We start from the raw sequence: 22,409 nt of genomic DNA, 5'->3' as shown, positions 1-22,409 counted from the left end.
CCCAGCGGAACGTCCTCCCCCGCACCCAACCGCGACAACAACGCCGCCAGACCCGCCTGCAACACCATGAACACCGTCGCCCGCGACTCACGGGCCACCTGCCGCAGGCGCAGGCCCAGTTCGGCCGGGACGGCGAAGGCGTGGGTGGCCCCGCGGTGGCTCGCGACGGCCGGGCGGGGCCGGTCCGTGGGCAGCTCCAACAGATCCGGAGCCCCCGCCAGAGCCTTCTTCCAGAACTCCAGCTGACCAGAGACCAGACTCTCCGCATCGTCCTCCCCACCCAGCAGCTCCCGCTGCCACAAGCTGTAATCCGCGTACTGCACCGGCAACGCCGACCACCCCGGCACACCACCAGCCACCCGGGCCTCGTACGCCACCGCCAGATCCCGCCCCAACGGCACCAACGACCAACCATCAGCAGCAATGTGATGCACCGTCAGCAACAGGACACAGTCCTCGGCACCCAGCACGAACAACACCGCCCGCACCGGAACCTCAGAACCCAGATCGAAACCCCGGCCGGCCTCAGCCGCCAACGCCTCCTCCAGCCCGTCCGCGCCCACCTCGACCACCGGCAGCTCAAGCCGGACCTCGTCGAGCACCTCCTGCCACGGCACACCCCCCTCCTCCGGGAACACCGTCCGCAGACTCTCGTGCCGCGCCACCACATCACCCAGCGCCGACCGCAACGCCTCCCGGTCCACCACACCCCGCAACCGCAGGGCGTACGGGAGGTTGTAGGCGGCGGTCCTGTCCTCCAGCCGGTTCAGGAACCACAGTCGGCGCTGGGCGGAGGACAGGGGGACGCGGTCGGGGCGGACGGCGGGGCGTACCGGAGGGCGGGCGGTCTCCGCGTCACCGAGGCGCTCGGCGAGCGCGGCCACCGTGGGCGCCTCGAAGACGGTGCGGACGGCGAGTTCGACGCCGAGCGCGGTGCGGATCCGGGCGACCAGACGGGTGGCGAGCAGTGAGTGGCCGCCCAGGTGGAAGAAGTCGTCGTCGATGGTGACCGACGGCAGTGAGAGGACCTCGGCGAAGAGGCCGGCGAGCAGTTCCTCGTGCGGGATGCGCGGGGCCCGCCCCGTGGCGGCGGCGGTGAAGTCGGGGGCGGGCAGCGCCCTGCGGTCCAGCTTCCCGTTGGGGGTGAGCGGGAAGCTGTCGAGGGTGACGAAGGCGGCGGGGACCATGTAGTCGGGCAGGGAGCGGGCGGCCAGTTCGCGCAGTTCTGCCGGGGTGGGGGTGTCGCCGTCCGCGGCCGGTACGACGTAGGCGGCGAGCAGCGGGGAGCCGGGGCGGTCCTCGCGGGCCATGACGGCGGCCTGGGCGACCGCGGGGTGCGCGGCGAGGACGGACTCGATCTCGCCCAGCTCGATCCTGAAGCCGCGGATCTTGACCTGGTGGTCGACGCGGCCGAGGTAGTCGACGTCGCCGTCGGCCCGGCGGCGGGCGAGGTCGCCGGTGCGGTACATGCGGGCGCCGGGCGGTCCGAAGGGGTCGGCGACGAACCGTTCGGCGGTCAGGCCGGGCCGGCTCCGGTAGCCGCGGGCCAGTCCCTCGCCGCCGATGTACAGCTCGCCCTCGTCGCTGGGGCGCAGCCGCTCGTCGAGGACGTACAGGGCGGTGTTCCGGATGGGGCCGCCGATGCTGGGGAGGGCGGCGGCGTCCTCGATGCGCAGGGCGGTCGACCAGACGGTGGTCTCGGTGGGTCCGTACAGGTTGGTGACCTCCGCGCCGAGCGCGGTCATCGTGGCGGCGAGCGACGGCGGCAGCGCCTCGCCGCCGACCAGCATCCGCAGGTTCCGTACGGCGTCGGGCCGTTCGGCCGTCAGGGCCTGCCACAGCGAGGGGGTGGCCTGCAGGACGGTGGTGCCGCTCGCGGTGGCGAGCGCGGCGAGCCGGGCGGGGTCGATGACGGTGTCCCGGGGTGCGAGGACCACCGCGGCTCCGGTCATGAGCGGCAGGTACAGCTCGAGGACGGCGATGTCGAAGGCGACGGTGGTCACCGCGAGCAGCCGGTCCCGGCCGGTCAGGGGGAAGCGGTCCGCCATGGAGAGCAGGAAGTTGAGCATGTTCCGGCGGGTGATGAGCACGCCCTTGGGGCGGCCGGTGGAGCCGGAGGTGTAGATCGTGTAGGCGGGGTGGGCGGGTCGCAGCGGGGCGAGGCGGTCGGCGTCGGTGAGGTCGCCGGTGGGGAGCCGGGTCGCCTCCGCCTCGGCGGCGGCGAGCCGTTCGGGGTCGAGGTGCAGGGCGGGTTGTGCGTCGTCGAGGATGTAGCGGACGCGTTCGGCCGGGTAGTCGGGGTCCAGCGGCACGTATCCGGCACCGGACTTGAGTACGGCCAGCAGCGCGACGAGCAGGTCGGGGGAGCGCGGCAGGCTGACGGCCACCAGCGCTTCGGGGCCGGCGCCGCGGGCCACGAGCGCCCGGGCGAGGCGGTTGGCGCGCGCGTTGAGCGCGGCGTAGCTGAGGCGCTGTCCCTCGAAGAGCACGGCGGTGGCGTGCGGGGTCCGGGCGGCCTGGGCCTCGATCAGCTCCGTCGGGTCGGCGTCCGGCACGGCGCGCGGGGTGTCGTTCATCGTGGTAACCACCCTTGAATGGCTGTCGGTTGCGCGGTCGGTCGGGTCAGACGCCGGCCGTGGACGGCTCGGGGACCGCGGCGTCGATGCGCCGCAGCTCGGCCGCGAGGATCCGGCCGATCTCGGCGAGGGCCGCGGGCTTCATCAGGTCGTTGTGGCTGCGCTCCAGGTGGTGGGCGGTGATGTCGCCGCCCACGTACGGGCGCCAGGTCTCCGGGGTGGGTGAGATGTCGACCTTGTCCAGCGAGGCGACCAGGACGGTGACATCGCCGTCGAACCGGTCGGGCACGAACTCGTGGACGAGGTCCCGTCCGTTGGCGTACACCCGGCCGATGGCCTCGATGTGCCGGGGTTCCAGGCTGGCGAGGGAGCTGCCGAGCCTGTGCAGGATCTGGACGACCTTGTCGTGCCGGAGCGGCTTCTTGCCGAGGTAGCGGCGGTCGTATCCGACCCAGCGCAGCAGGTCGGCGAGGATCTCCTGTTCGCCCAGCTCGGCGAGGGTCTGCCCGGGGTAGGTGTCGAGGATGGCGAGCAGCCCGACCTCCTCGCCGGCGGCCTTGAGGGCGCAGGCGATGACGTGGGCGGCGATCCCGCCCGAGGAGTAGCCGAGCAGGTGGTAGGGGCCGTGCGGCTGGATCCGGCGGATCTGCTCGATGTAGTCGGCGGCCATCTCGTGGAAGGAGCCGGGCAGTTGTCCGGTGCCGTCCAGGCCGCGGGCCTGGAGGGCGTACACGGGGACGTCCTGGTCGAGGTGGCGGATGAGTCCGGCGTAGCACCAGCCGAGCCCGCCGGCCGGGTGCACGCAGAAGACGGCGGGGCGGCTGCCGTGCGGGCGCAGCGGCAGCACCACGTCGAGCGGGTCCTCGTGCCGGTCGCCGCCCGCGATCCTGGCCGCGAGGAGGGCCGGGGTGGGGGCCTCGAAGATGCTGCGGATGGTCAGTTCGGCGCCGAAGGTCTCGCGGATCCGGTTGACCAGGCGGGTGGCGAGCAGGGAGTGGCCGCCCAGGGCGAAGAAGTTGTCGTCCATGCCGGTGCGGGGCAGGCCGAGCACATCGGCGAAGAGGTGGCAGACCAGTTCCTCGCGCGGGCTGCCGGGGGCGCGTCCGGTGCCGGCGGTGCGGTCGGGGGCGGGCAGCGCGCGCCGGTCCAGTTTGCCGTTGGGGGTGACGGGCAGCTCCGGGATGCTGACGAAGGCGGCGGGGATCATGTGGTCCGGGAGGTGTCCGGCCAGTTCGCGGCGCAGTTCGCCGGTGTCGGGTCCGGTGCCGTCGGCCGGTACGAGGTAGGCGACGATCCGCTGCTCGCCCGGCTGGTCCTCGCGGGTGACGACGGCGGTGTGGCGGATGCCGGGGTGCCGGGCGAGGACGGCTTCTATCTCGCCGAGTTCGATGCGCAGGCCGCGGATCTTGACCTGGTCGTCGGTGCGGCCGAGGTAGACGAGTGCGCCGTCGTCGTTCCAGCGGGCGAGGTCGCCGGTGCGGTACATGCGCGAGCCGGGCGGGCCGTAGGGGTCGGCGACGAACCGCTCGGCGCTCAGGCCGGGCCGGCCGAGGTAGCCGCGGGCCGGCTGGACGCCGGCGAGGTAGAGCTCTCCGGGGGTGCCGGGCGCGGCCGGGCGCAGGGCGGGGTCGAGGACGTAGGTACGGGTGTTCCAGATGGGGCGGCCGATGGGCACGGCTCCGGCGCCGGGTGCGCACTCCCAGCAGGTGACGTCGACGGCCGCCTCGGTGGGGCCGTACAGGTTGTACAGCCCGACGCGGGGCAGCACCCGGAAGAAGCGGTTCTGCAGCTCCTCGGGGAGCGCCTCGCCGCTGCAGATCACCCGGCGCAGTCCGGTGCAGTGCGCGGCGGCGGGTTCCTCCAGGAAGACCTGGAGCATGGAGGGGACGAAGTGGGTGGTGGTGATCCGCTCGGCGCGGATCAGCTCGGCCAGGTACCGGGGGTCCTTGTGCCCCTCGGGGCGGGCGACGACGAGCGTGGCGCCGGTGATCAGCGGCCAGAAGAACTCCCAGACGGAGACGTCGAATCCGGCGGGCGTCTTCTGCAGGACGCGGTCGTCGGCGCCGAGCCCGTACCGGTCCTGCATCCACAGCAGCCGGTTGGCGATGGCCCGGTGGGGGACGACGGCACCCTTGGGGCGGCCGGTGGAGCCGGAGGTGTAGATGACGTACGCCGGGTGGTCGCCGGCCGGTGCGGGGCCGGCGGGCCGGGTGCCGGGCTGGGCGGCGAGCCGGTCCGCGGTGTCGTCGGCGTCCAGGACGAGGAGCGGCACGGACAGCTCGCCGGGCAGTCCCGCCGCCGTCGTCGCGGTGGTCAGCAGCAGCGCGGGCCGTGCGTCCGAGAGCATGAACCGGATGCGCTCGGCCGGGTAGCCGGGGTCCACGGGCAGATAGGCGGCGCCCGCCTTGACGACCGCGAGCAGGGCGGTGACCAGCTCCACGGAGCGGGGCACGGCCAGTGCCACCAGGCTCTCCGGGCCGACGCCGCTCGCGCGCAGCAGGTGGGCGAGCCGGTCGGCGCGGGCGTGCAGCTCGCGGTAGGTCAGCGTGCTGTCCTCGAAGCGCAGCGCCGTGGCCTGCGGGCTGCGCCTGGCCTGCTGTTCGAGCAGCTCGGTCAGGGTGGTGTCCGGTACGGGGTGCGCCGTGTCGTTGTGGGCCCGTACCACCAGGTCGTGCTCGGCGGGGTCCAGGAGGTCGATGTGTCCGACGGGGGTGTCGGGGCCCGAGGCGGCCAGCCGCTGCAGGAAGCCGATGAAGCGGTGCTGGTGGGCGGCGATCTCCGCGCCGGAGTACAGGGCGGGGTTGGCGTCGAAGTCGACCTGGAGGCCGCGGCCGTCGGAGCGCTCGTACACGATCAGCGAGAGGTCGTCGGAGGGGCCGATGGAGAGGTTGTGCACGACGGCGGGGGCGTCACCGAAGGTGAGCCCGTAGTCGAACATCATGATGTTGATCTCGGGGCCGGTGAGCCGTCCGCCGCCGCCCAGCAGGTTGCGGTCGCGCACCAGGTCCTCGTACCGGTAGTGCTGGTGCTTCATCACCGCGCGCAGTTCCGCCGAGACCTGTGTGAGGAGGTCGGCCAGGGTCAGGTCCTGGGTGACGGGCACGCGCAGCGGCACCACGTTGGAGACCATGCCCGGCACGGAGCAGGCGGCGCGGCCGAGGCGGCAGGAGACGGGGACGCCGAGGACCACCTCGTCGGCTCCGGTGGAGCGCTGCAGGTACAGGGCCGCGGCGGTCATCATCGTGGCCGGCCAGGTCACGCCCACCTCGCGGGCGGTGTCCCGCAGCCGTTCCAGGCTGTCCGTGGTCAGGAAGGACGTACGGCGGACCAGTCCGTGCGCCATCGCCGGCGTACGGTCGGACAGTCCGGCCGGCTCGGGGCAGCCGGCGAGCCGCTCGCCCCAGAACTCGCGGTCGGCGGCGAAGCGTTCACCGGAGCGGTACTCGGCGTCGGCCGCGACCAGGTCGGCGACGGCCCCGAATCCGCTCGGCTCCGGTTCCCGGCCGGCGGCGAGATCGGTGTACAGGTCGGCGGCGCGCCGGGCGAGCAGGGCGACGGCGAAGCCGTCCACGGTCACGTGGTGGTAGCGGTAGAACCACAGGTACCGGTCGGTGGCCACCCGCAGCAGCGCGAAGCGGAACAGCAGGTCGTGGCGCGGGTCGACGGGCTCGGCGAGGGCCTCGCGCATCCACCGCTCGGCCGCCGTCTCCGGGTCCTCCTCGTGCCGCAGGTCCAGCCGCTGAAGCGTCCACCGGGGGTCGGGGTCGGCGATCTGCCACAGGCCCTCGCCGTCCTCGACGACCCGCATCCTGAGTGCCTCGGCCTCCCGCACGAGGCGGCGCAGAGCCTCCTCGAAGACGTCGGCGTCGATGTTCCCGCGTATCTCCAGGTATTCGGCCGCGTTGTAGATCGGGTTCTCGGGGTCCAGCTGCTGGGCGAACCAGATTCCGGCCTGGGCCGCGGTCAGCGGTATACCGTCTCCAAGCATGATTCTCATCCACCCCTAGCAGACAACTTCAGCGAAAATCCTCGGGCAGTGGTTCCGGGGAACGGATTGAACTCTCGCATCCACCGGAATTCGCCGACAACGCCCACTGCATCAACCTGCCAACCGGGCCCGGAAACACGGAACGGGCGTTGGCAGACAACTGCCAACGCCCGTTCGGGGCCTGCCGGGTGCGCCCCGGTCAGCCGCCCATGGAGCGGACCAGACTGGCCGGCCGCATGTCCGTCCAGTGCTCGTTGATGTGGTCGAGGCACTCCTGCCGGTCCGCCGCGCCGTGCCGCACGGTCCAGCCCGCCGGCACCTCGGCGAACGCGGGCCACAGGGAGTACTGGCCCTCGTCGTTGATGAGTACGTAGTAGCGTGCGCCGTCGTCCTCGAAGGGATTCGTGGCCATGGCTCTGTCCGCCTTTCTCTGCGACTGCTCTGCTTTTCTACGGGGCTTTACGCTGCTTTACGTGACGGTCAGGCAGCGGCCTTCGACCGCACCGATTCGATGAATCCGGGCAGCCGGTCGACCCCCCAGTACTTGTCGAATCCGACGATGAAGAAGGGAACGCCGAACACCCCGTCCCGGTGCAGTGAGTTCAGCGCCTGAAGCCCCTTCTCCCGAATGGCGGGGTCGTTGTGCGCGTGTTCCAGGGCGAAGGGATCGACGCCGATGCCCCGGCCGATACGGGCCATCGTGCGGGGGTCGGAGATGTCCTCGCCGCGCTCCCAGCGCGCCCGGTAGGCCTCGGCGATGAACGCGCGCCCGGCGCCGAGAGCCTCGGCGGCGAGATAGGCGAGGTGCGAGACCTCCCAGCGCGGCGCGGGGTCCACCGGCCAGACCATCTCCAGACCGCGCGCCCGGGCGAGGCGGCGCACGTCCTGGAGGATGTACAGGTGTTTCTCCTTCGACATGGGGACGTACGGCAGTTTGACGTTGCCGCGCTCCAGCTCGTCCAGGGCCGGCTGGTCGGGCTCCCAGAACGGCAGCCACTCGATCCGGTCGGCGACGTCCGGGTAGTGGTCCAGCAGGTCCCGGTAAGCCATCCAGGAGTAGGGGCTGCGGAAGGAGAAGTACCAGCGCGGTCCGCGTCGTGCCATCACCGCCTCCAACTGTCGTGGGTGCAAGGGTGGTTCGGGTCGGGAGCCGGGGCCGGGCCGGCCGCGGGCTCAGAGGGTGATGCCGCCGTCGATCTGCAGCACCGCGCCGGTGATGTACGCAGCCCGGTCCGAGACCAGGTAGGCGACCAGGTCGGCGACCTCCTCGGCGGTGCCCATGCGGCGCAGCGGAATGGCGGCGAGGGCTTCCCCCCGGGCCTTGTCGTTCATCTCGGCGACCATGTCGGTGTCGATGAAGCCGGGGGCGACCGCATTGACCCGGATGCCCGCGCGCCCGGTCTCCTTGGCCAGGGCCCGGGAGAAGCCGATGATCCCGGCCTTGGAGGCGGAGTAGTTGGTCTGGGTGGCGTGGCCGTAGACCCCGGCGACGGAGGAGATGTTGACGACGGCTCCGGCGCGGCGCTTCATCATGCCGAAGACCGCGGCACGGCAGACGTGGTAGACGCCGTCCAGGTTGGTGTCCATCACCTGCCGCCACTGGTCGTCCGCCATGAGGACGAGGGGGTTGTCGCGGGTGATGCCGGCGGCGGTGACGACGGCGTCGAGGGCGCCCAGGTCCGCCTCCGTCGCCTCGACCCAGGTCCGTACGGCGGCGGCGTCGGCGACGTCCACGCGGGTGCCGGTGACCCGGGCGCCGAACTCCTCGCCCTCCTTCTCCAGGGTGCGGGCCGCGGTGTCGTCCGAGCGGTAGCAGAAGGCGACGTCGAAGCCGTCGCGGGCCAGCGCGCGGACGGTGGCCCGCCCGATGCCGCGCGACCCGCCGGTGACGAGCGCCACCCGGTTGGTGCTGTCGGTCATGGATGTCTCTTTCGTGAGGGCGTGTCAGACGCCGTCGGGGCGCAGTGCGGAGGCGGGGCGGAAGGCCATGACGATGCGTTCCACGGTCATCACCGGCTCGCCCGCGGAGCGGCACTCCCCCTCGAACAGCACGGTGTCGTCGACCCTGCGCTCCAGCCGGACCCGGTGCTCCAGGACCTCGCCGGGCAGCACCGGGCGGTGGAAGGCGACACCGGTCATCCCGCCGAAGAGCATCACCTGGCCGCCCAGCACGTCCGGGTTGGGGGCGTCCCAGGTGGCGAGGACACCGGCGGCCTGGCACCAGGACTCCACCAGGAGCGCGGGCGGGTAGGCGAAGTCCTCGTCGGGGGTCTCGGGGCCGAGTTTCTCGTACCAGGGCTCGTTGCAGGTGACCGCCTTCAGGGCGACCAGCCGCTCGCCGGGGACGACGTCGACGAGCCGGTCCACCAGCAGCATCGGGAAGCGGTGCGGCAGCCGGGCCCGGATCTCGCGCTGACCGGTCATGCCGCCGCCTCCCGCTCCGGCCGGCGGGCATAGCGCAGCCGGACGCTCGCGGCCGGTCCGCGCGCGGTGCTGAGCCGGGCCCGGCACTGCCAGTCGCCGTCCGGGGTCCGCTTCCACGCCATCGCGATGTCCACCCGGTCGCCGGGGAAGACCGGTCCGGTGAACCGGGTCGACTCCACGGCGGCCAGCGCGCCGCCCTTGGCGCCGTCGGGCGCGGTGGCCAGGGCGCCCTGGTGGGTGCACTCCACGAGGCAGACACCGGGGAAGATCGGGAAGCCGGGGTAGTGGCCGGGCAGCACGGTCTCGGCGGCGTCCACCGTGAAGCGGGCCGCGGTGGCGAACTCCCCGTCGCCGGGGAGCACCTCCACGGCCCCCGCGAGCGGACTGGCGCCGGTCATCAGGCCACCCGCGCCATGCCGAGCTTGCCGAGCAGCAGGTCGTAGGCGCTCTGCAGGGTGACGATCTGCTTCAGGTCGGACTCGGGCAGTTTGATGCCGTACTTCTTCTCCAGGATCACGACGACCTCGAGGGCCATCAGGGAGTCGACCTCCAGGTCGTCGACGAACCGGGCGTCGTCGGTCACCTCGGCGACGTCGACGTCGAGCACCTGCGCCACGAGGGCGCGCAGTTCTTCCTTGTCCAGCACGGTCGGGGTCCTTTCGGCACGTTCGGGAAGCGGGCGGGAAAAATCGGGGGTTCAGTGCAGCCGGAGCAGGGCGCAGCCGACGGTGCCGGTGCGGTCCACGGAGGTGATCACGCCGATGCGGCCGGCCGCCTGTTCCGGCCGGTCCGCGGCGAACGCGAGGAGGGCGGCGGCCTGGAAGGCGGCCGCGGCGGCGCCCGTGTCGCCGATCAGCGGGGCGGGTGTCAGATCGGCGGGGCCCGCGGTGCCGAGCACCTCGTGCACCGCCTCGGTCTCGGCACCGCCCGCTCGGCCGGGCGCGCCGGAGCGGGCGACGGCCGCCACGTCGGCGGGTGTGGCGCCGGCCCGGTGCAGCGCCGAGCGCAGGCAGGTCACGAGGGCCGGGCCCGGGTCGGCGCCGTCGAGGACGACACCCAGCTCGACGGCGAGGATCTCGGCGAGCACGGGCTGTCCGGCGCCCTCGAGGGCCCGCGGTTCGACCAGGAGCATCGCGCACCCCTCGCCGAGCGGCGGGACCGCCCCGTCGGTGCCGTCAGCGCTGTCGAGGCAGTGGTGCTCCAGCCAGGCGCGGGCCGGTGAGAACTCCTCGGCCGCCCCGCACAGCACGGTACGGGCACGCCCCGAACCCAGCAGCCGGCGCGCGTAGTTGAGGGCGTGCAGGCCCGCGGCGCGGCCACCGGCGATGGTCGCGTTGGGGCCCTTGAGCTGGTACCAGATGGCGCTCTGCCCCGCGGCGCAGTTCATCACGGTGTTGGGGAAGCGCGCCGGGTCGACGAAGAAGGGTTTCTCGCCGGTCAGCGAGTCCCGGGTGAAGTCCATCATCGACTGGGCGCTGCCGGTGGTGGTGCCGAGGGTGAACGCGGCGCCCTCGCCGGTGCCCACGGCCCGGTTGCGCTCGGCGTCGTCGAGAAGTGCGCCGACGGCGGTGACCGCCAGCCCGGTGACCCGGTCCATGGAGCGCGTGCCCTTCTTGCCGAGCACCTCGCGGACGCCGAAGGCGGGCACGACGCAGCCGGCGCCGTCGGGGGTGGTGCCGTGCTCGGGACCGAGGCCGGTGACGGTGGGGCGCCGCTCGCGCAGACCCGCGGCGTACGCGTCCCTGCCGATGCCGTACGGCGACACGGCCGACCATGCGGTGATCACCGGGTGCCCGGTGTCCGTGACGAGAGTGGTCATGACCGTCACGTGGTCCTTTCCGTCGAAGAGTGCGAAGCGAAGGAGGCGGGGCGAAGGGCTCGGGGTCCTGGAAGCCGGGGGTCGGGCAGGTCAGAGGAAGAAGACCATCCGGTACTCCCCCCAGCGCGCGGCCACTTCGCCGTCCCGGGCCAGCCGGATGCCGGCGAGCGGCGGGCGCGGGGAGCCGAGTGCCGCGAGGGCGGGCTCCTCGACCCAGACGCCGACTCCCGCGTCGAGCAGCACGCGCAGTCCCGCGCGGGGGTCGGTGAGGGTGTCGACGGTGCGGGCGCCGATGCGCAGGGCCGGTGGCGGCGGTGCGTCGAGCGCGTAGCCGACGGCCGTGCCGCGCAGCAGGATGTCCAGGCCGCCGAGCTGGCGGTGCAGTTCGGTGGCGAGGTACAGCTCGTCGAAGAACTGCTTGTCCAGGGCGCCCCGGTAGCCGCGCTCCACGATCGCCAGCACCCGCTGATCCGAACTGGCCTGATCGGTCATCAGATCACCCCGATCAGCAGTGTCTTGTCGGCGGCGGCGACGTTCGCGGCGTAGCCGGCCGGCGGGCGGAGCACGACCTGGGGCAGGTGCTCCGCCACGCCCCGGTCGTCGCTGCAGAACCGGCAGCCGTACCAGTGCAGCCGGTCCGGGAAGGCGTCCAGCAGCTCCTCGGCCAGGCCGGGCAGCGACGGGTGACTCCGGTTCCAGTCGGCCAGGTTGCGCGGCTTGTCCGGGTCCTGGCCCCGCTGGGTGAGCAGGGTGGCGTACCCGCAGGTCCACACCTGGACGGCGGCGCCGCGCTCCAGCAGCGCCTGGGTGAGCCGCAGCGCGCTGGTGACCTGGTCGCCGGCGTGCGGCGCGCCCATGAGCGTGAGGAGCACATCGGTGTGCGGAATCTGCCTGGCCACTTAATGCCACACCACCCGGACCGCCGGATCGAGGATCCAGCCCGCGACCACGTCCATGCCGACGACGCGCAGCTCGGGCCTGAGACCCGCGGTGTCCAGCCCGTGCTGGGCGAGGGAGAAACTGTCCGCCGCGAGCACCCCGCCCTCCTTCTGGAACCGGTCCAGGTCGGCGTCGCTGCCCGGCACCGCGAGCACGACGCCGTCCTGGACCAGGAAGAGCAGGGCGGACTGCCCGGTGATCACCTGGGTGACCGCGTCGCGCCGGAAACCGGTGTCCGCGGCCGCGCGTCCCTGGCTCTCGATGAGCAGCAGCCGCGGAGCGCTGCTCTCCCAGTCGGTGCCGTGCACCGCCTGCTCCCTCACGCCTGCGGCGCCTTGCCGTTCGGGGCGGCCCCGTGCAGGGCGTCCAGGACGCGCTGGTCGAAGTTGACCAGCTTCCAGTCCCTGCGGTTCTCGATCAGGGCGTAGCCGTGGACGATGCGTCCGGTGGCGGTCTTGACCAGCTTGCCGTCGCGCAGCACGTACCAGTCCATGCGGGAGGTGTAGGTGAAGTCCTTGAAGACCTCCTCCACCGTGTAGACGGTGTACAGGTCCTCCTCCATCAGCGCCTCGTCGAGGATGCGGATGTCGGAGCGGGGCACGACGGGGATCCAGCGGCGGTCGTCCAGCAGGGTCTTGATGGAGATGCCGCGGTCGGCGACGAAGCGGTCCTTGCCCTCCTCCATGAGCCGGAGGTAGCCGGACATCTGGATGCGCTCGGTGAAGTGGCAGTAGGGGTAGGGGATGTTCCACTTCCACGCGTAGGCGTTCTGCCCTGCGGTGAGTGCGGCGAGGATCTTCTCCTCGGCCGGGGCCGCGGCGGCCGGCTCGCGCTCCAGGTCGTCGCCGAGGCGGGCGACGGCGAACCGGGCGAGCTGCTCGGGCACCTCGCCTGCCGCCTCCAGGTAGGTGTCCATGCGCAGCGAGACGCGGACCTTGGAGGTGACGGCCTTGTGGATCTCGCCGTCGCGCTCGACCTGGACGGTCACCTTGAACCCGAGGGTGGTGTCGTCGTCCTTGGTCCAGGGCACGACCTGCGCCTCGGCCTGGTCGTCCATGTGGAAGGCGTGCAGGATGCGGGTGTCGATCGAGACCAGGTCGAGGCCGAGGCCGTGCTCCTCGTACAGCGCGCGGGCGGGCAGCCCGGCCTGCCGGAAGTGGTCCAGTACGGCTTCCTCGACCAGGTAGTTGACGTGCTTGAAGCCGATCCAGGTGCAGATGTTGGAGCCCTCGTAGCGGGGGCGCACCTGCGTGGTGGTGGCGGTGGTGAGCAGTGCCTTGACGGCGGTGTCCGTGACGAGGGTCATCGCTGGGGCTCCAGGGCGGGGACAGGGGCGGCTCCCGCGTGCGGCGGGAGGCCCAGGGTCGAGTTGACGAAGCTGCTCACCTCGGCGGCGAAGTCCTCGGCCGCCTCGAGCATCGGAAAGTGTCCGCAGCCGGGCAGGATGCGGGCGGTGGCGTCGGGCAGTGCCCGGGCGAGCGCGAGACTCTCCTCGGGGCGGGCGGCGAAGTCGGTCTCGCCGCCCAGGACCAGGGTGGGCACGGTGATCCGGCCGGTCTCCAGCGCGGGGGTGCGCAGGTAGAGGTCGAAGAAGCGCAGCCAGCCGTGCGGGCCGACCCGGTCGCGCACCCGTACGCCCATGGCCTGCTGGACGTCGGTGGGGAGCCGGCCGCCCGAGTGGACGCGGATCCCCTCCTCCATGATCAGATGGAAGTCGTTGAGGTAGTAGCTGATGGTGTTCCAGTCGAACTCCTCGGCGGCGCCCCGGTAGAAGGGCGACACCAGGACGAGGACGCGGATGCCGAAGCGGCGCAGGGCGTCGACACCGCCCCGCCGCGTCTGGTCGAGCAGGTCCAGCAGGACGTTGGCCGCCATGGAGTGGGCGACCACCACCTCGGCGCCGCCGGGCACGGCCGTCAGGGCCTGGGCGAGCCGGCCGCGCAGGTTGGGCTGCTCGCCCCAGTCGGCGATGGTCTCGGTGCGCCAGGGCAGCCGGGCGGTCCACAGGCGCCACCCGGGCGGCAGCAGGGGCAGGGTGTGGTCCCAGACGGTGTCGTTGGCCGCCAGGCCGTGCAGCAGCAGGACGCGGGGGCCACTGCCGTCGGTGCGCTGTTCGACGGAGACGGGTCGCAGGTCGATATGAGTGTTCACCGGGATCTTCTCCTCGCCGGTTCGTCGCCGGTTGCTCGCCGGTTCCTCGCCGGAGTCAGGCCGCTTCGGCCGGTTCGGTCGCGTCGGGCGCTCCGGGCACTGCGGCCGCTTCGGGCGCGAGCAGCAGCAGGCCCGCCCCGGCGTCGTGGTCCGGGCCCCCGGCCACGGCCCGCACCGGCTCGCGCCGGCCCGCGTCGAACCAGCCGACGGCGGCGGCGACCTGCAGCACCCCGTACGCACCGGAGGCGCTGCCGAGGTGTGCGGGCGGCTCCCAGTGGCCCGCCGTCCCGCGCGGTTCGTCCGCCGCCCTGCGGTAGGGGCCGAGTACGGCGCGGACGGTGGCGGAGCGTTCGGTGGCGGCGGTGCGGGCCTCCAGGACGAGGGCGGCCCCGCCGTCGACGGCGCGGCGGCCGCCCAGCAGCCGGCGTACGACCTCGTTGTCGGGTTCGACGCCGAGCACCAGGAACCGCTCGGCCCGGCCGGCGGCGATCATGGTGGCCGCCCAGTGCACGGCGTCCAGGCCGGACGTCTCGCCGTTGCAGACCATCAGGTTCGGGCCGCGCAGCCCGTAGCGGATGGCCGCGGAGGAGGCGATGACGTTGCTGGAGGCGTTGGGCAGGTCCATCGGGCTGGTGGCGGTGACGGTCTCCTCGCGGATGGTGTCGAGGGCCCGGGCCACCGTGTCCAGGTTGCCGAAGTTGGAGCTGGCGACGATGCCGGTGGTCTCGGCAGGCACCGTCAGGCCGTCCGCGCCGAGCAGTCCGGCGTCCCCGAGGGCGGCGGCGGTCAGGGCGTAGCCGAGCTGGGTGGCCCGGTCCTTGTAGCGCAGTCCCTTGCGGCCGACGTGTTCGGCCGGTTCGACGGGGGCGCCGCCGGGGGCCGGTCCGTCCACCAGGGCCCGTACGGTGTCGGCGCCGGGCAGGAGTACGGCGGCGCCGGAGACCACCACGGCGGTTTGGGTGGTCGCGTCAGTCATCGGGTCCCCTCCACTAGGGCCACGGCGTTGATGCCGCCGAATCCGAAGGCGTTGAGCTGGGCCACGGTCAGTTCGCGGCCCGTGGCGGCCTCGCCGGTGACGAAGCGGAACGGCGCGGCCTCGTCGACCGGGTCGTCCAGGCCCACCGTCGGGGGCACCCGGCCCTCCTGCAGGGCACGGACGCCCACGATCAGGTTGATCAGCCCGGAGGCGCCGGAGGTGTGGCCCGTCATGGACTTCACGGCGGTCATCAGCGGCGCGGAGGCGTCCTCGCCGAGCACGTCCCGCAGGGCGGCGGCCTCGGCCTCGTCGTTGAGCAGGGTGCCGGTGCCGTGCAGCATCACCAGGTCGATGTCGGACGGTTTGACGCCGGCGATCCGGTGGGCGGTGCGCATGGCCTGGGCGATGCCGTCCGGGGACGGCGCGGTGACGTGGTAGGCGTCGCAGTTGACGGCGACGCCGCGCAGCCGTCCGTGGACCGGGCGGGTGCCGTCGTCGGTGCGGCGCAGGACGACGGCGGCGGCGCCGTCACCCATCAGCACGCCGGTGCGGTTGCGGTCGAACGGCCGTACCCGGTCCGGCGGCTCTGGGTGGACGCGCTCCAGCAGCCCGTACATGGACTCGGTCAGCACGTCGACACCCGCGACGATCACGGTGTCGGGGGCGCCCTCCCCCTGCTGGTCGAGCAGGTCGGAGGCGAGCGCGAGCGCGTACAGGGAGGCGGAGCAGGCGTTGGAGAAGGTGTGGGTGATGTCGGCGTTGAAGCGTTCGCGCAGTCCGGTGCCGAAGTACAGCCCGGAGTCGGCGAAGGGTGAGCCGTCGCGCCACCACAGCTCCAGCGAGCGCAGCTCCCTCAGGCCGGTCCCGACCAGTACCGGGATGCCGCTGAGGTCCTCGCCGAGGCCGGCGTCGGCGGCGGCCTGGCCGACCGCGTCCAGCAGCAGCCGAGTCGCCCGGCCGGGTATGTCCCGGCCGGTCACGGGCCGGTCGTCGACCTCGTAGGCGTGCTGGGCGCGGAATCTGCTGCGGTCGAAGCCGCGCAGTGCGGCGCGGCCGCTGGTGCCGCGGCACAGCGCGTCGAAGAGTTCGTCGACACCGCGGCCGGTGGCGGCGACCGCACCCATGCCTACGATGGGACGGTTCGTCATGACGCCTCCCTGATCGCGTCGATCGCGTCGACCATGTCGCCGGTGCTGTCGGTGCTGCGGGTGCGGTCGCTGCCGTCGGCCTCGTACCGGCCGAGCAGGACCGCCGCGTTGTTGCCGCCGAAGGCCAGACCGTTGTTCTGGACGATCCTCAGGTCGGCCTCCACCGCCTGGTTCGGCACGCAGTCGACGTCGCACTCGGGGTCGGTGGTGACGTGGTTGATGGTGGGCGGGATGAAGCGGTTCGTGATGGCCAGGGCGCAGCCGATGGCGCCGAGCGCGCTGGCCGCGCCCATGCTGTGGCCGAGCATCGACTTCATGGAGACGGTGCGGGGCGGGGTGTCTCCGAAGACCTGGCGGATGGCGCCCGCCTCGGTGATGTCGTTGGCCTTGGTGCCGGTGCCGTGGGCCGAGATGAGGTCCACCTCGTGCGGGGCGACGCCGGCGTTGTCCAGGGCGAGCCGCATGAGATCGGCGACGCTGTCCTGGTCGGGCGCCACCTGGTGGTGGGCGTCGCAGTTGAGGCCGTAGCCGAGCACCTCGGCGTAGATGATGGCGCCGCGCTCCAGGGCGGTCTCGAGCCGCTCCAGGACCAGCACGCCGGCGCCCTCTCCGGTCAGGATGCCCTTGCGGTCGATGTCGAAGGGCTGGCAGCGGTCCGGGGCGATGGTGCCGAGCCGGTAGAAGCCGGTGAAGGTCTTGCGGCACATGGCGTCGGCGCCGCCGCAGAAGGCGAAGTCCGCCTCGCCGGAGCTGACGGCGTCGAAGCCGTAGCCGATGGCGTAGTTCCCCGCCGAGCAGGCGGTGGGGATGGTGAGCGCCTCCACGTCGCTCAGGCCCAGTTCCTGGGCGATGGCCACCGACAGCCGCCCGGCCGGCACCCGCCGGGCGGCCGCGGGGTCGAACGTTCCTGTGCCGTGGGCGAGTTCGTGCTCGACCAGCTGGTCGAGGTCGTAGCTCTCGCCGTCGGTGGTGCCGATGGAGATCAGCCCGCGCCGGGCGCGCAGCCAGGCCAGGTCGAGACCGGAGTCCTGGAGGGCCATCCGGGCAGCCGCCGTCGAGAACTGCGCGGCCCGGCCGAGCTGTTCCACGTCGAGCGTGCTGATCCAGTCCCGCGGGTCGAATTCCGAGATCTCGCACCCGTTCGCGTGGGTGAAGCCCTCGGTGTCGAACACCGTGATGGGCCGGGCACCGCTGCGGCCCGCACGGAGTCCCTGGAGGAACTCCTTCGCGCCGAGTCCGATGCTGGAGACCACCCCGAGTCCGGTGAGGACCACCCGGTGCCGCTCCGGCCGTTTCCGGCCGGGGCCGCTCACTGCCGTCGTCATGCCAACCTCCCAGTCCGCGTGCGCGGTTCGACTACCAGCCGGCCGGCTCCGCGACGACCTCGTAGACGCCCTTGAGGTTCACCATGCGGGGCAGTTCGCTCTGGTTGATGACGACGCCGAACTCCTTCTCCAGGGCGGCGAGAATCTCGATGGCGCGCAGCGAGTCGGCGTTGTGCTCCTCCTTGAAGAGGCTGGTCTCGGTGACCTCGTCCTCCTCGATCTCGAGAATGTCGCAGACGATTTCCTTGATGGTTTCCAGACGCTCGTCGCGCGTGGCAGTGGTCACGCTCTTACCCCTTTTTCGAATAGGCCGCCGAATGTCGGTGCGGCGTATTTTTGATCGGCATGGGAATGGTGCGGGCGGAGCCGGTGCCGGCACAATGGCGGCTGCAACAACCTGCCAGTGCGGCAAGGGAATTCAGGCGGTATCCGGTCCGGCCGGGTGGAAATCCGCGCGCAGCCGCAGCAAGGCGTCGGTGAGGCCGGCCACCGCGTCGAACATGGCACCGCCGAGCCGGCGCGTGGGCGCCTCGGGCATGCGCGCGGCGGGTCCCGTCAGGGCGAGCGCCGCGGCGATCCGGCCGTCCCCGGCGCACACCGGTACGGCGTAGGAGACGCTGCCGGGCGGCACGGGATCGGGTCCGTAGGCCCAGCCGCGCCGGCGTACGACGGTGAGCTGAGCCGCGGTGAACCGGGCCGAGTTCAGCGCCTGGGACAGCTCGCCGGGTTCCGCCCAGGCGAGCAGTACCTGGGCGATCGGTCCGGCGGAGGCGGGCCGGATGGCGCCGACGGGCACCGCACCGGTCCGGCCGGCCGGCCCGACGCTGGCGGCGACGCAGATCTGCAGGCCCTCGCGGCGGCGGTAGAGCCGGGCGTCCAGGCCGGTCCCGGAGTGCAGTTCGGCGAGGACCGGTCCGGCGGCGCCGGCCAGCCGGTCGTTGTGCACTCCGATGGCGGTGGCGTCGAGGCGGGGGCCGAGCACCCAGCGGCCGTGCCGGTCGCGGGTGAGCAGGCCGAGCCGCTCCAGGGCGACGGCGAGGCGGTGCACGGTCGGCCGGGCCAGGCCGCTGAAGGTGACCAGATCGCCGAGGGTGGCGGGGCCGCCCTCGACGATGTCCAGCAGGGCCGCCGCCTTGTCGAGTACGCCGACGCCGCTGGTCTGCCGGGGCCGGGTCGCGGTGGTCACCACTGCGCCGCCAGCCGTGCGCGGATGTCCGCGACGAGGGCGTCGCGCTGGGCCACCGGGTAGAAGTGGCCGCCGGGCAGCACGGTCAGGCCGAAGCCCCGCGGCGCCACGGCGGCCCAGCCGGCCATGTCGTCCGCGGTGATGTCCGGGTCGCCGGCGCCGAGGTAACCGGCCACCGGGCAGTCCAGGGGGATGCCGGGCCGGGCGGTGTAGCGGGCGACCGCGGCGAAGTCGGCACGGATCGCGGGGAGCACCAGCTCGCGCAGGTCCGGGTCGGCGAGCAGCGCGGCGTCGGTGCCGCCCAGCCGCCGGACCTCCGCCATCAGCGCGGTGTCGTCGGCGAGGACGGCGGTGCGCGGGGTCAGCAGGTGCGGCGGTTTGCGGCAGGAGACCATCAGCAGCGCGGGGGCCACCTGGTGGCGGGCCTGGAGCCGCAGCGCGAGTTCGTATCCGACGGATCCGCCCATGCTGTGGCCGAAGACGGCCAGCGGGGTGTCCAGCAGGGGCGTCAGCTCGTCGGCGAGGGCCTCGGCGAGCTCCTCGACGCTGCCGCAGGGCTCCTCGGCGATGCGTTCCTGCCGGCCCGGGTAGCGGGCGGCGAGGACCTCCACGTCGTCGCCGAAGGCGTGCCCCCAGTCGTGGAAGAAGCCGGCCGAGCCGCCCGCGTGCGGCAGGCACAGCAGCCGCAGCCGGGGCGGCGCGGCGGTGGCGTGCCTGCGCAGCCAGATGCTTTCGGTGCCAAGTGCCATGGTGGGTTGGTCTCCTTGTGGCGTGGGAGGGGTCAGTCCAGGGCGCCCGGCGCGTCCAGCGACACGATCTCGGTGTCCGGGGTGATCCGGCGGACCAGCCCGGCCAGGGTGCGGCCGGGCCCCAGTTCGACGAGGCGGGCGCAGCCGAGCGGGCGGGCGACGAGGGTGCGCACGCTCTGCTCCCAGAGCACCGGGGAGGTGAGCTGGCGGGTGCCGAGGTCGGGCCAGTCGGCGTCGCCGGTGTGGGCCTCGGCGTCCACGTTGGCCACGACGGGCAGCCGGGCCGGGGTGAAGGGGGCGTTCTTCAGGGCGGTGCGCAGGGTGTCGGCGGCGGGAGCCATGTACGGGCTGTGGAAGGCGCCGCCGACCTGCAGCCGGATCAGCTTGGCGCCGATGGAGGGGGCCAGGGCGGCGATGCGGTCGATGCCGTCGGCGGAGCCGGAGACCACGGTCTGGCCGGGGGCGTTGACATTGGCGACCCAGATCTCGGGCCCTTCCGCCCGCACCCGCTCGGTCAGGGCGGCCACCTCGTCCAGCGGTGCGGCGACGAGGACGCCCATGGTGCCCTCGCGGGCCTCGGCGGCCTCGCGCATCGCCCGGCCCCGCTCCGCGACCAGCGCGGCCGCCGCGGACACGGTGAGCGCGCCGGCGGCGACGAGGGCGGCGTACTCGCCGAGGCTGTGGCCCGCGCAGGCGACCACCGGGCCGCCGAGCACATCGCGGCGCACCGCCTCGGCGTGGGCGATCACCGAGAGGCTGAACACGGCGAGCTGGGCCAGGTCGGTACGGCGCAGCCGCTCGCCCGGGGTGTGCAGCAGGAGTTCGGCGATGTCCTCTCCGGTGATCTCGGAGATGTCCCGGGTGAGTTCCCAGGAGGGGGTTTCCCGCCAGGGTTCACCCATGGCCTCTTTCTGCGTTCCCTGTCCTGGAAACAGCAGGGCGACAGGAATACGACTCATGGACCCGCCTTCCGCGTGAATGCACCGGGGAGGGCGGGGACCCGTGAGAGCGCACGGGTCCCCGCACACCGGCGGACCGGAAACGGGGGATTCTCAGGTGCCGCCGGGGGAGGAATTCTGAAAACCCCGCGGGGGTGAATCCCTTCCTCGCGTTCCATACAACTGTCGGTGCGCGCCGGGCGGCAACAGAGGTTTCAGGAAGCTGCCAGCGGCGAGGTCACTGCCGGGGGCCCGGGCGGTCGCCGGGGGGTGCGGCCGGGGGCAGCAGGCCGAGTTCGGCGGCGCGCACCCCCGCCTGGAAACGGGAGTTGGCGCCGAGCAGGGCCATGATCTCGGCGACGTGACGCCGGTAGGTGCGCACCGAGACGGCCAGGTCGCGGGCGGCCACCTCGTCGGTGACACCGGCCCACAGGGCGGCGAGTATCTGGCGGGCCAGGGCGCCGCGGTCGCGGTTGCCGAAGACGATGCGCTCGCCGGCCGGCACGGCGTCGCGCCAGACGTTCTCGAACAGGGTGGCCAGGGTGTGCAGCAGCTCGGGGGCCCGGATCATCGAGGCCCGGCGGCCGACCGCGGACTCGGCGACGACGAGCGCGGCGGTGCCGTCGACCATGAGCGCCTGCAGGGGCGGTACCCGGGCGATGCGTATGGCCACGGGTCTGTCCTTGCCGAGCTGTTCACGGACGAACTCCTCGTCGACGAGGGCGGGGTTGCTCAGCAGCCGGACCGTGACCGTGTCGGCCGCGCCGTAGATGAGCTGCCGTTCCGCTCCCTCGCCGCGGCCCGGCTCGTCCCTGGCGTCCGACATGCGGGCGTGGACGATGTCGATGCTCCGCGTCGCCCCGCGGATGAGCTCCCGTGCCTGCCGCAGCACCGCGTGGTAGCCGCCCTCGATCACGGTGATTCGCTGTTCCTGGACGCTGCGATCGCGGTGGATGGCCACGGTCGACTCGATCAGGGACTGCACCTGGAGGAGTGCCTGCTCCAGTTCGTCCTCAGCCCTGTCGGACACCTCGTACTCCCCGTTTCCCCGTTGGTTCCCCGCCGGGCGTACTGTCGTGCGCGTCGGGCCCTGCCCGTCGGCGGCCGGGCGGGTGATGTGTACGGCGCGGCCGGGCGGGCGTGTGTGCGGCGCGGCCGGCTCCCGTTACCGCTGCTGCATCAGTCCCAGTTCCACCGCGCGCGCTCCGGCCTGGAAGCGGGAGCTGGCGCCCAGCTCCCGCATGATCTCCGCGACATGGCGGCGGTAGGTGCGCAGGGAGACATTGAGCTCGCGGGCCGCGACGTCGTCGGTCTGGCCGGAGCGCAGCCGCTCCAGGATCCTGCGGCTGAGTTCGCTCTGCAGCCGGGGCCCGAGGGCGAGGTGGTCGTCGAGCCGGCGGCAGCGGGACCAGGTGCCGGCGAAGAGCAGCTCCAGGGCGCGTACGGCGGCGGTGTCGGTGACCAGCGTGGCCTGGGCCCCGCCGTCGTCGCCGGGCAGCGTACGGACCAGGGCGCGGGCGCCGTCGACCACGACCGTGTCCCGCAGTTCGCCCTCCGAGCACCGTACTTCGAAGCGGGCGCCGCCCGTGGCGCTGAGCCGGGCCAGGGAGCAGTCCACGACCGAGGTGGCGCACAGCACCCGGACGTTGGGTCCGGGGCGGGCCGCGGTCAGCAGGGCCTTCACGGTGGCGCTGAACTCGTCGGCCGCGGTCAGTGCGACGCACACCGTGTGGCGGGCCTCGCCGAGGAGCCGGGCGAGCGCCTCCCGCGGCACCGCGACGCTGGTGTGGGTGCCGTCGGATCCGCTGGGCCGGCGCTGCCGGTAGATGGAGACGGTGGATTCGATGAGCGCCCGCGCCTGCAGCAGAGTCTGCTCGACGTGGGCCGCGTGGTCCCCGGGGCCGGTCTCCCGCCCTCGGTTCGCGCCTGGTGAGTCGATGACGGCTCCAGTCACTGTTCCCCCTTGTTTGCCCGAGACGTGGGTGGTCCCGCGTGCACGCGCAGAGCTCGCCGACGGCCGGCGTGTACCCCAGCCTCCCTCGCCAAGATCTGTGAAATCAGAACTGTTTAACAGCGAATCTTCTTGACAGGGCGGACGTTGAGTTTCGGCCCAGACACTAGTTCGTTTGCTCACAGCCAGTCAACAAGATCAAGCCCGTCGCACTAATCGGTACGCGGCTCTTACTTTTC

General features: G+C 72.8%; 23 protein-coding genes. All 23 read right to left on the bottom strand.

The window, feature by feature from the left end:
• Window positions 1-2,576, bottom strand: a 2,576-nt coding sequence (locus ACWC0C_RS36780) for an amino acid adenylation domain-containing protein (protein WP_450868625.1), incomplete at its 3' end; no start/stop codon positions are given.
• A 46-nt stretch (window positions 2,577-2,622) separates the two neighbouring features.
• Window positions 2,623-6,564 carry an amino acid adenylation domain-containing protein gene (locus ACWC0C_RS36775; protein WP_450868623.1) on the bottom strand — a complete coding sequence of 1,314 codons (3,942 nt, stop codon included), beginning with the start codon at window positions 6,562-6,564 and terminating at the stop codon, window positions 2,623-2,625.
• Between the two features lie 199 nt (window positions 6,565-6,763).
• Window positions 6,764-6,976 (bottom strand): MbtH family protein, encoded by a 213-nt coding sequence (locus tag ACWC0C_RS36770; RefSeq protein ID WP_449200556.1) that lies wholly within the window; start codon window positions 6,974-6,976, stop codon window positions 6,764-6,766.
• A gap of 68 nt (window positions 6,977-7,044) precedes the next feature.
• On the bottom strand, window positions 7,045-7,668 hold the full coding sequence (locus ACWC0C_RS36765) for a DsbA family protein (protein ID WP_449200555.1): 624 nt from the start codon (window positions 7,666-7,668) through the stop codon (window positions 7,045-7,047).
• Between the two features lie 69 nt (window positions 7,669-7,737).
• Window positions 7,738-8,484 carry a 3-oxoacyl-[acyl-carrier-protein] reductase gene (gene fabG / locus ACWC0C_RS36760; RefSeq protein ID WP_449200554.1) on the bottom strand — a complete coding sequence of 249 codons (747 nt, stop codon included), beginning with the start codon at window positions 8,482-8,484 and terminating at the stop codon, window positions 7,738-7,740.
• Window positions 8,485-8,508: 24 nt separating this feature from the next.
• Entirely contained in the window at window positions 8,509-8,988 is a 480-nt protein-coding gene (locus ACWC0C_RS36755) for a 3-hydroxyacyl-ACP dehydratase FabZ family protein (protein ID WP_450868620.1), read from the bottom strand.
• Window positions 8,985-9,386 carry a 3-hydroxyacyl-ACP dehydratase FabZ family protein gene (locus ACWC0C_RS36750; RefSeq protein ID WP_450868619.1) on the bottom strand — a complete coding sequence of 134 codons (402 nt, stop codon included), beginning with the start codon at window positions 9,384-9,386 and terminating at the stop codon, window positions 8,985-8,987. Before ACWC0C_RS36750 ends, ACWC0C_RS36755 begins: the two co-directional genes overlap by 4 nt.
• On the bottom strand, window positions 9,386-9,634 hold the full coding sequence (locus ACWC0C_RS36745) for an acyl carrier protein (protein ID WP_449200551.1): 249 nt from the start codon (window positions 9,632-9,634) through the stop codon (window positions 9,386-9,388). The genes ACWC0C_RS36750 and ACWC0C_RS36745 overlap by 1 nt, the downstream gene beginning before the upstream one ends.
• Before the next feature lie 51 nt (window positions 9,635-9,685).
• Window positions 9,686-10,807, bottom strand: coding sequence for a beta-ketoacyl synthase N-terminal-like domain-containing protein (locus ACWC0C_RS36740; protein ID WP_450868617.1), 1,122 nt, complete (start codon window positions 10,805-10,807; stop codon window positions 9,686-9,688).
• 90 nt (window positions 10,808-10,897) lie between these two features.
• Window positions 10,898-11,299: a hypothetical protein gene (locus ACWC0C_RS36735; protein WP_450868615.1), complete on the bottom strand. Its 402-nt coding sequence runs from the start codon at window positions 11,297-11,299 to the stop codon at window positions 10,898-10,900.
• Window positions 11,299-11,706 (bottom strand): hypothetical protein, encoded by a 408-nt coding sequence (locus ACWC0C_RS36730; protein WP_450868614.1) that lies wholly within the window; start codon window positions 11,704-11,706, stop codon window positions 11,299-11,301. The genes ACWC0C_RS36735 and ACWC0C_RS36730 overlap by 1 nt, the downstream gene beginning before the upstream one ends.
• Window positions 11,707-12,069, bottom strand: a complete 363-nt coding sequence (locus ACWC0C_RS36725; protein ID WP_449200547.1) for a hypothetical protein — start codon at window positions 12,067-12,069, stop codon at window positions 11,707-11,709.
• A complete protein-coding gene (locus ACWC0C_RS36720) occupies window positions 12,066-13,052 on the bottom strand; it encodes a hypothetical protein (protein WP_450868612.1) in 987 nt (328 codons plus the stop codon). Before ACWC0C_RS36720 ends, ACWC0C_RS36725 begins: the two co-directional genes overlap by 4 nt.
• Window positions 13,049-13,897 carry an alpha/beta fold hydrolase gene (locus ACWC0C_RS36715; protein WP_450868610.1) on the bottom strand — a complete coding sequence of 283 codons (849 nt, stop codon included), beginning with the start codon at window positions 13,895-13,897 and terminating at the stop codon, window positions 13,049-13,051. The genes ACWC0C_RS36720 and ACWC0C_RS36715 overlap by 4 nt, the downstream gene beginning before the upstream one ends.
• A 55-nt stretch (window positions 13,898-13,952) precedes the next feature.
• A complete protein-coding gene (locus ACWC0C_RS36710) occupies window positions 13,953-14,873 on the bottom strand; it encodes a beta-ketoacyl synthase N-terminal-like domain-containing protein (RefSeq protein WP_450868608.1) in 921 nt (306 codons plus the stop codon).
• Window positions 14,870-16,021, bottom strand: a complete 1,152-nt coding sequence (locus tag ACWC0C_RS36705) for a beta-ketoacyl-[acyl-carrier-protein] synthase family protein (RefSeq protein WP_449200543.1) — start codon at window positions 16,019-16,021, stop codon at window positions 14,870-14,872. Before ACWC0C_RS36705 ends, ACWC0C_RS36710 begins: the two co-directional genes overlap by 4 nt.
• Window positions 16,018-17,346, bottom strand: a complete 1,329-nt coding sequence (locus tag ACWC0C_RS36700; RefSeq protein ID WP_450868607.1) for a beta-ketoacyl-[acyl-carrier-protein] synthase family protein — start codon at window positions 17,344-17,346, stop codon at window positions 16,018-16,020. The genes ACWC0C_RS36705 and ACWC0C_RS36700 overlap by 4 nt, the downstream gene beginning before the upstream one ends.
• Window positions 17,347-17,377: 31 nt before the next feature.
• The gene (locus tag ACWC0C_RS36695) at window positions 17,378-17,632 is read right to left on the bottom strand and encodes an acyl carrier protein (RefSeq protein WP_069777941.1); all 255 of its coding nucleotides are present in this window, start codon (window positions 17,630-17,632) and stop codon (window positions 17,378-17,380) included.
• A gap of 132 nt (window positions 17,633-17,764) precedes the next feature.
• Window positions 17,765-18,532 (bottom strand): IclR family transcriptional regulator, encoded by a 768-nt coding sequence (locus tag ACWC0C_RS36690; RefSeq protein ID WP_449200541.1) that lies wholly within the window; start codon window positions 18,530-18,532, stop codon window positions 17,765-17,767.
• Complete coding sequence (locus ACWC0C_RS36685; protein ID WP_450868605.1) at window positions 18,529-19,281, bottom strand: thioesterase II family protein; 753 nt, start codon at window positions 19,279-19,281, stop codon at window positions 18,529-18,531. Before ACWC0C_RS36685 ends, ACWC0C_RS36690 begins: the two co-directional genes overlap by 4 nt.
• Before the next feature lie 32 nt (window positions 19,282-19,313).
• A complete protein-coding gene (locus ACWC0C_RS36680) occupies window positions 19,314-20,240 on the bottom strand; it encodes an ACP S-malonyltransferase (RefSeq protein WP_450868604.1) in 927 nt (308 codons plus the stop codon).
• A gap of 217 nt (window positions 20,241-20,457) precedes the next feature.
• Window positions 20,458-21,249 (bottom strand): LuxR family transcriptional regulator, encoded by a 792-nt coding sequence (locus tag ACWC0C_RS36675; protein ID WP_449200538.1) that lies wholly within the window; start codon window positions 21,247-21,249, stop codon window positions 20,458-20,460.
• 135 nt (window positions 21,250-21,384) lie between these two features.
• Window positions 21,385-22,173 carry a DNA-binding response regulator gene (locus ACWC0C_RS36670; protein WP_450868603.1) on the bottom strand — a complete coding sequence of 263 codons (789 nt, stop codon included), beginning with the start codon at window positions 22,171-22,173 and terminating at the stop codon, window positions 21,385-21,387.
• Window positions 22,174-22,409 lie beyond the last annotated feature (236 nt).

This window comes from Streptomyces sp. NPDC001709 (assembly GCF_053596375.1).
The sequence above is the reverse complement of the archived record's forward strand: the minus strand, read 5'-3'. Positions and strand labels throughout refer to the sequence as shown.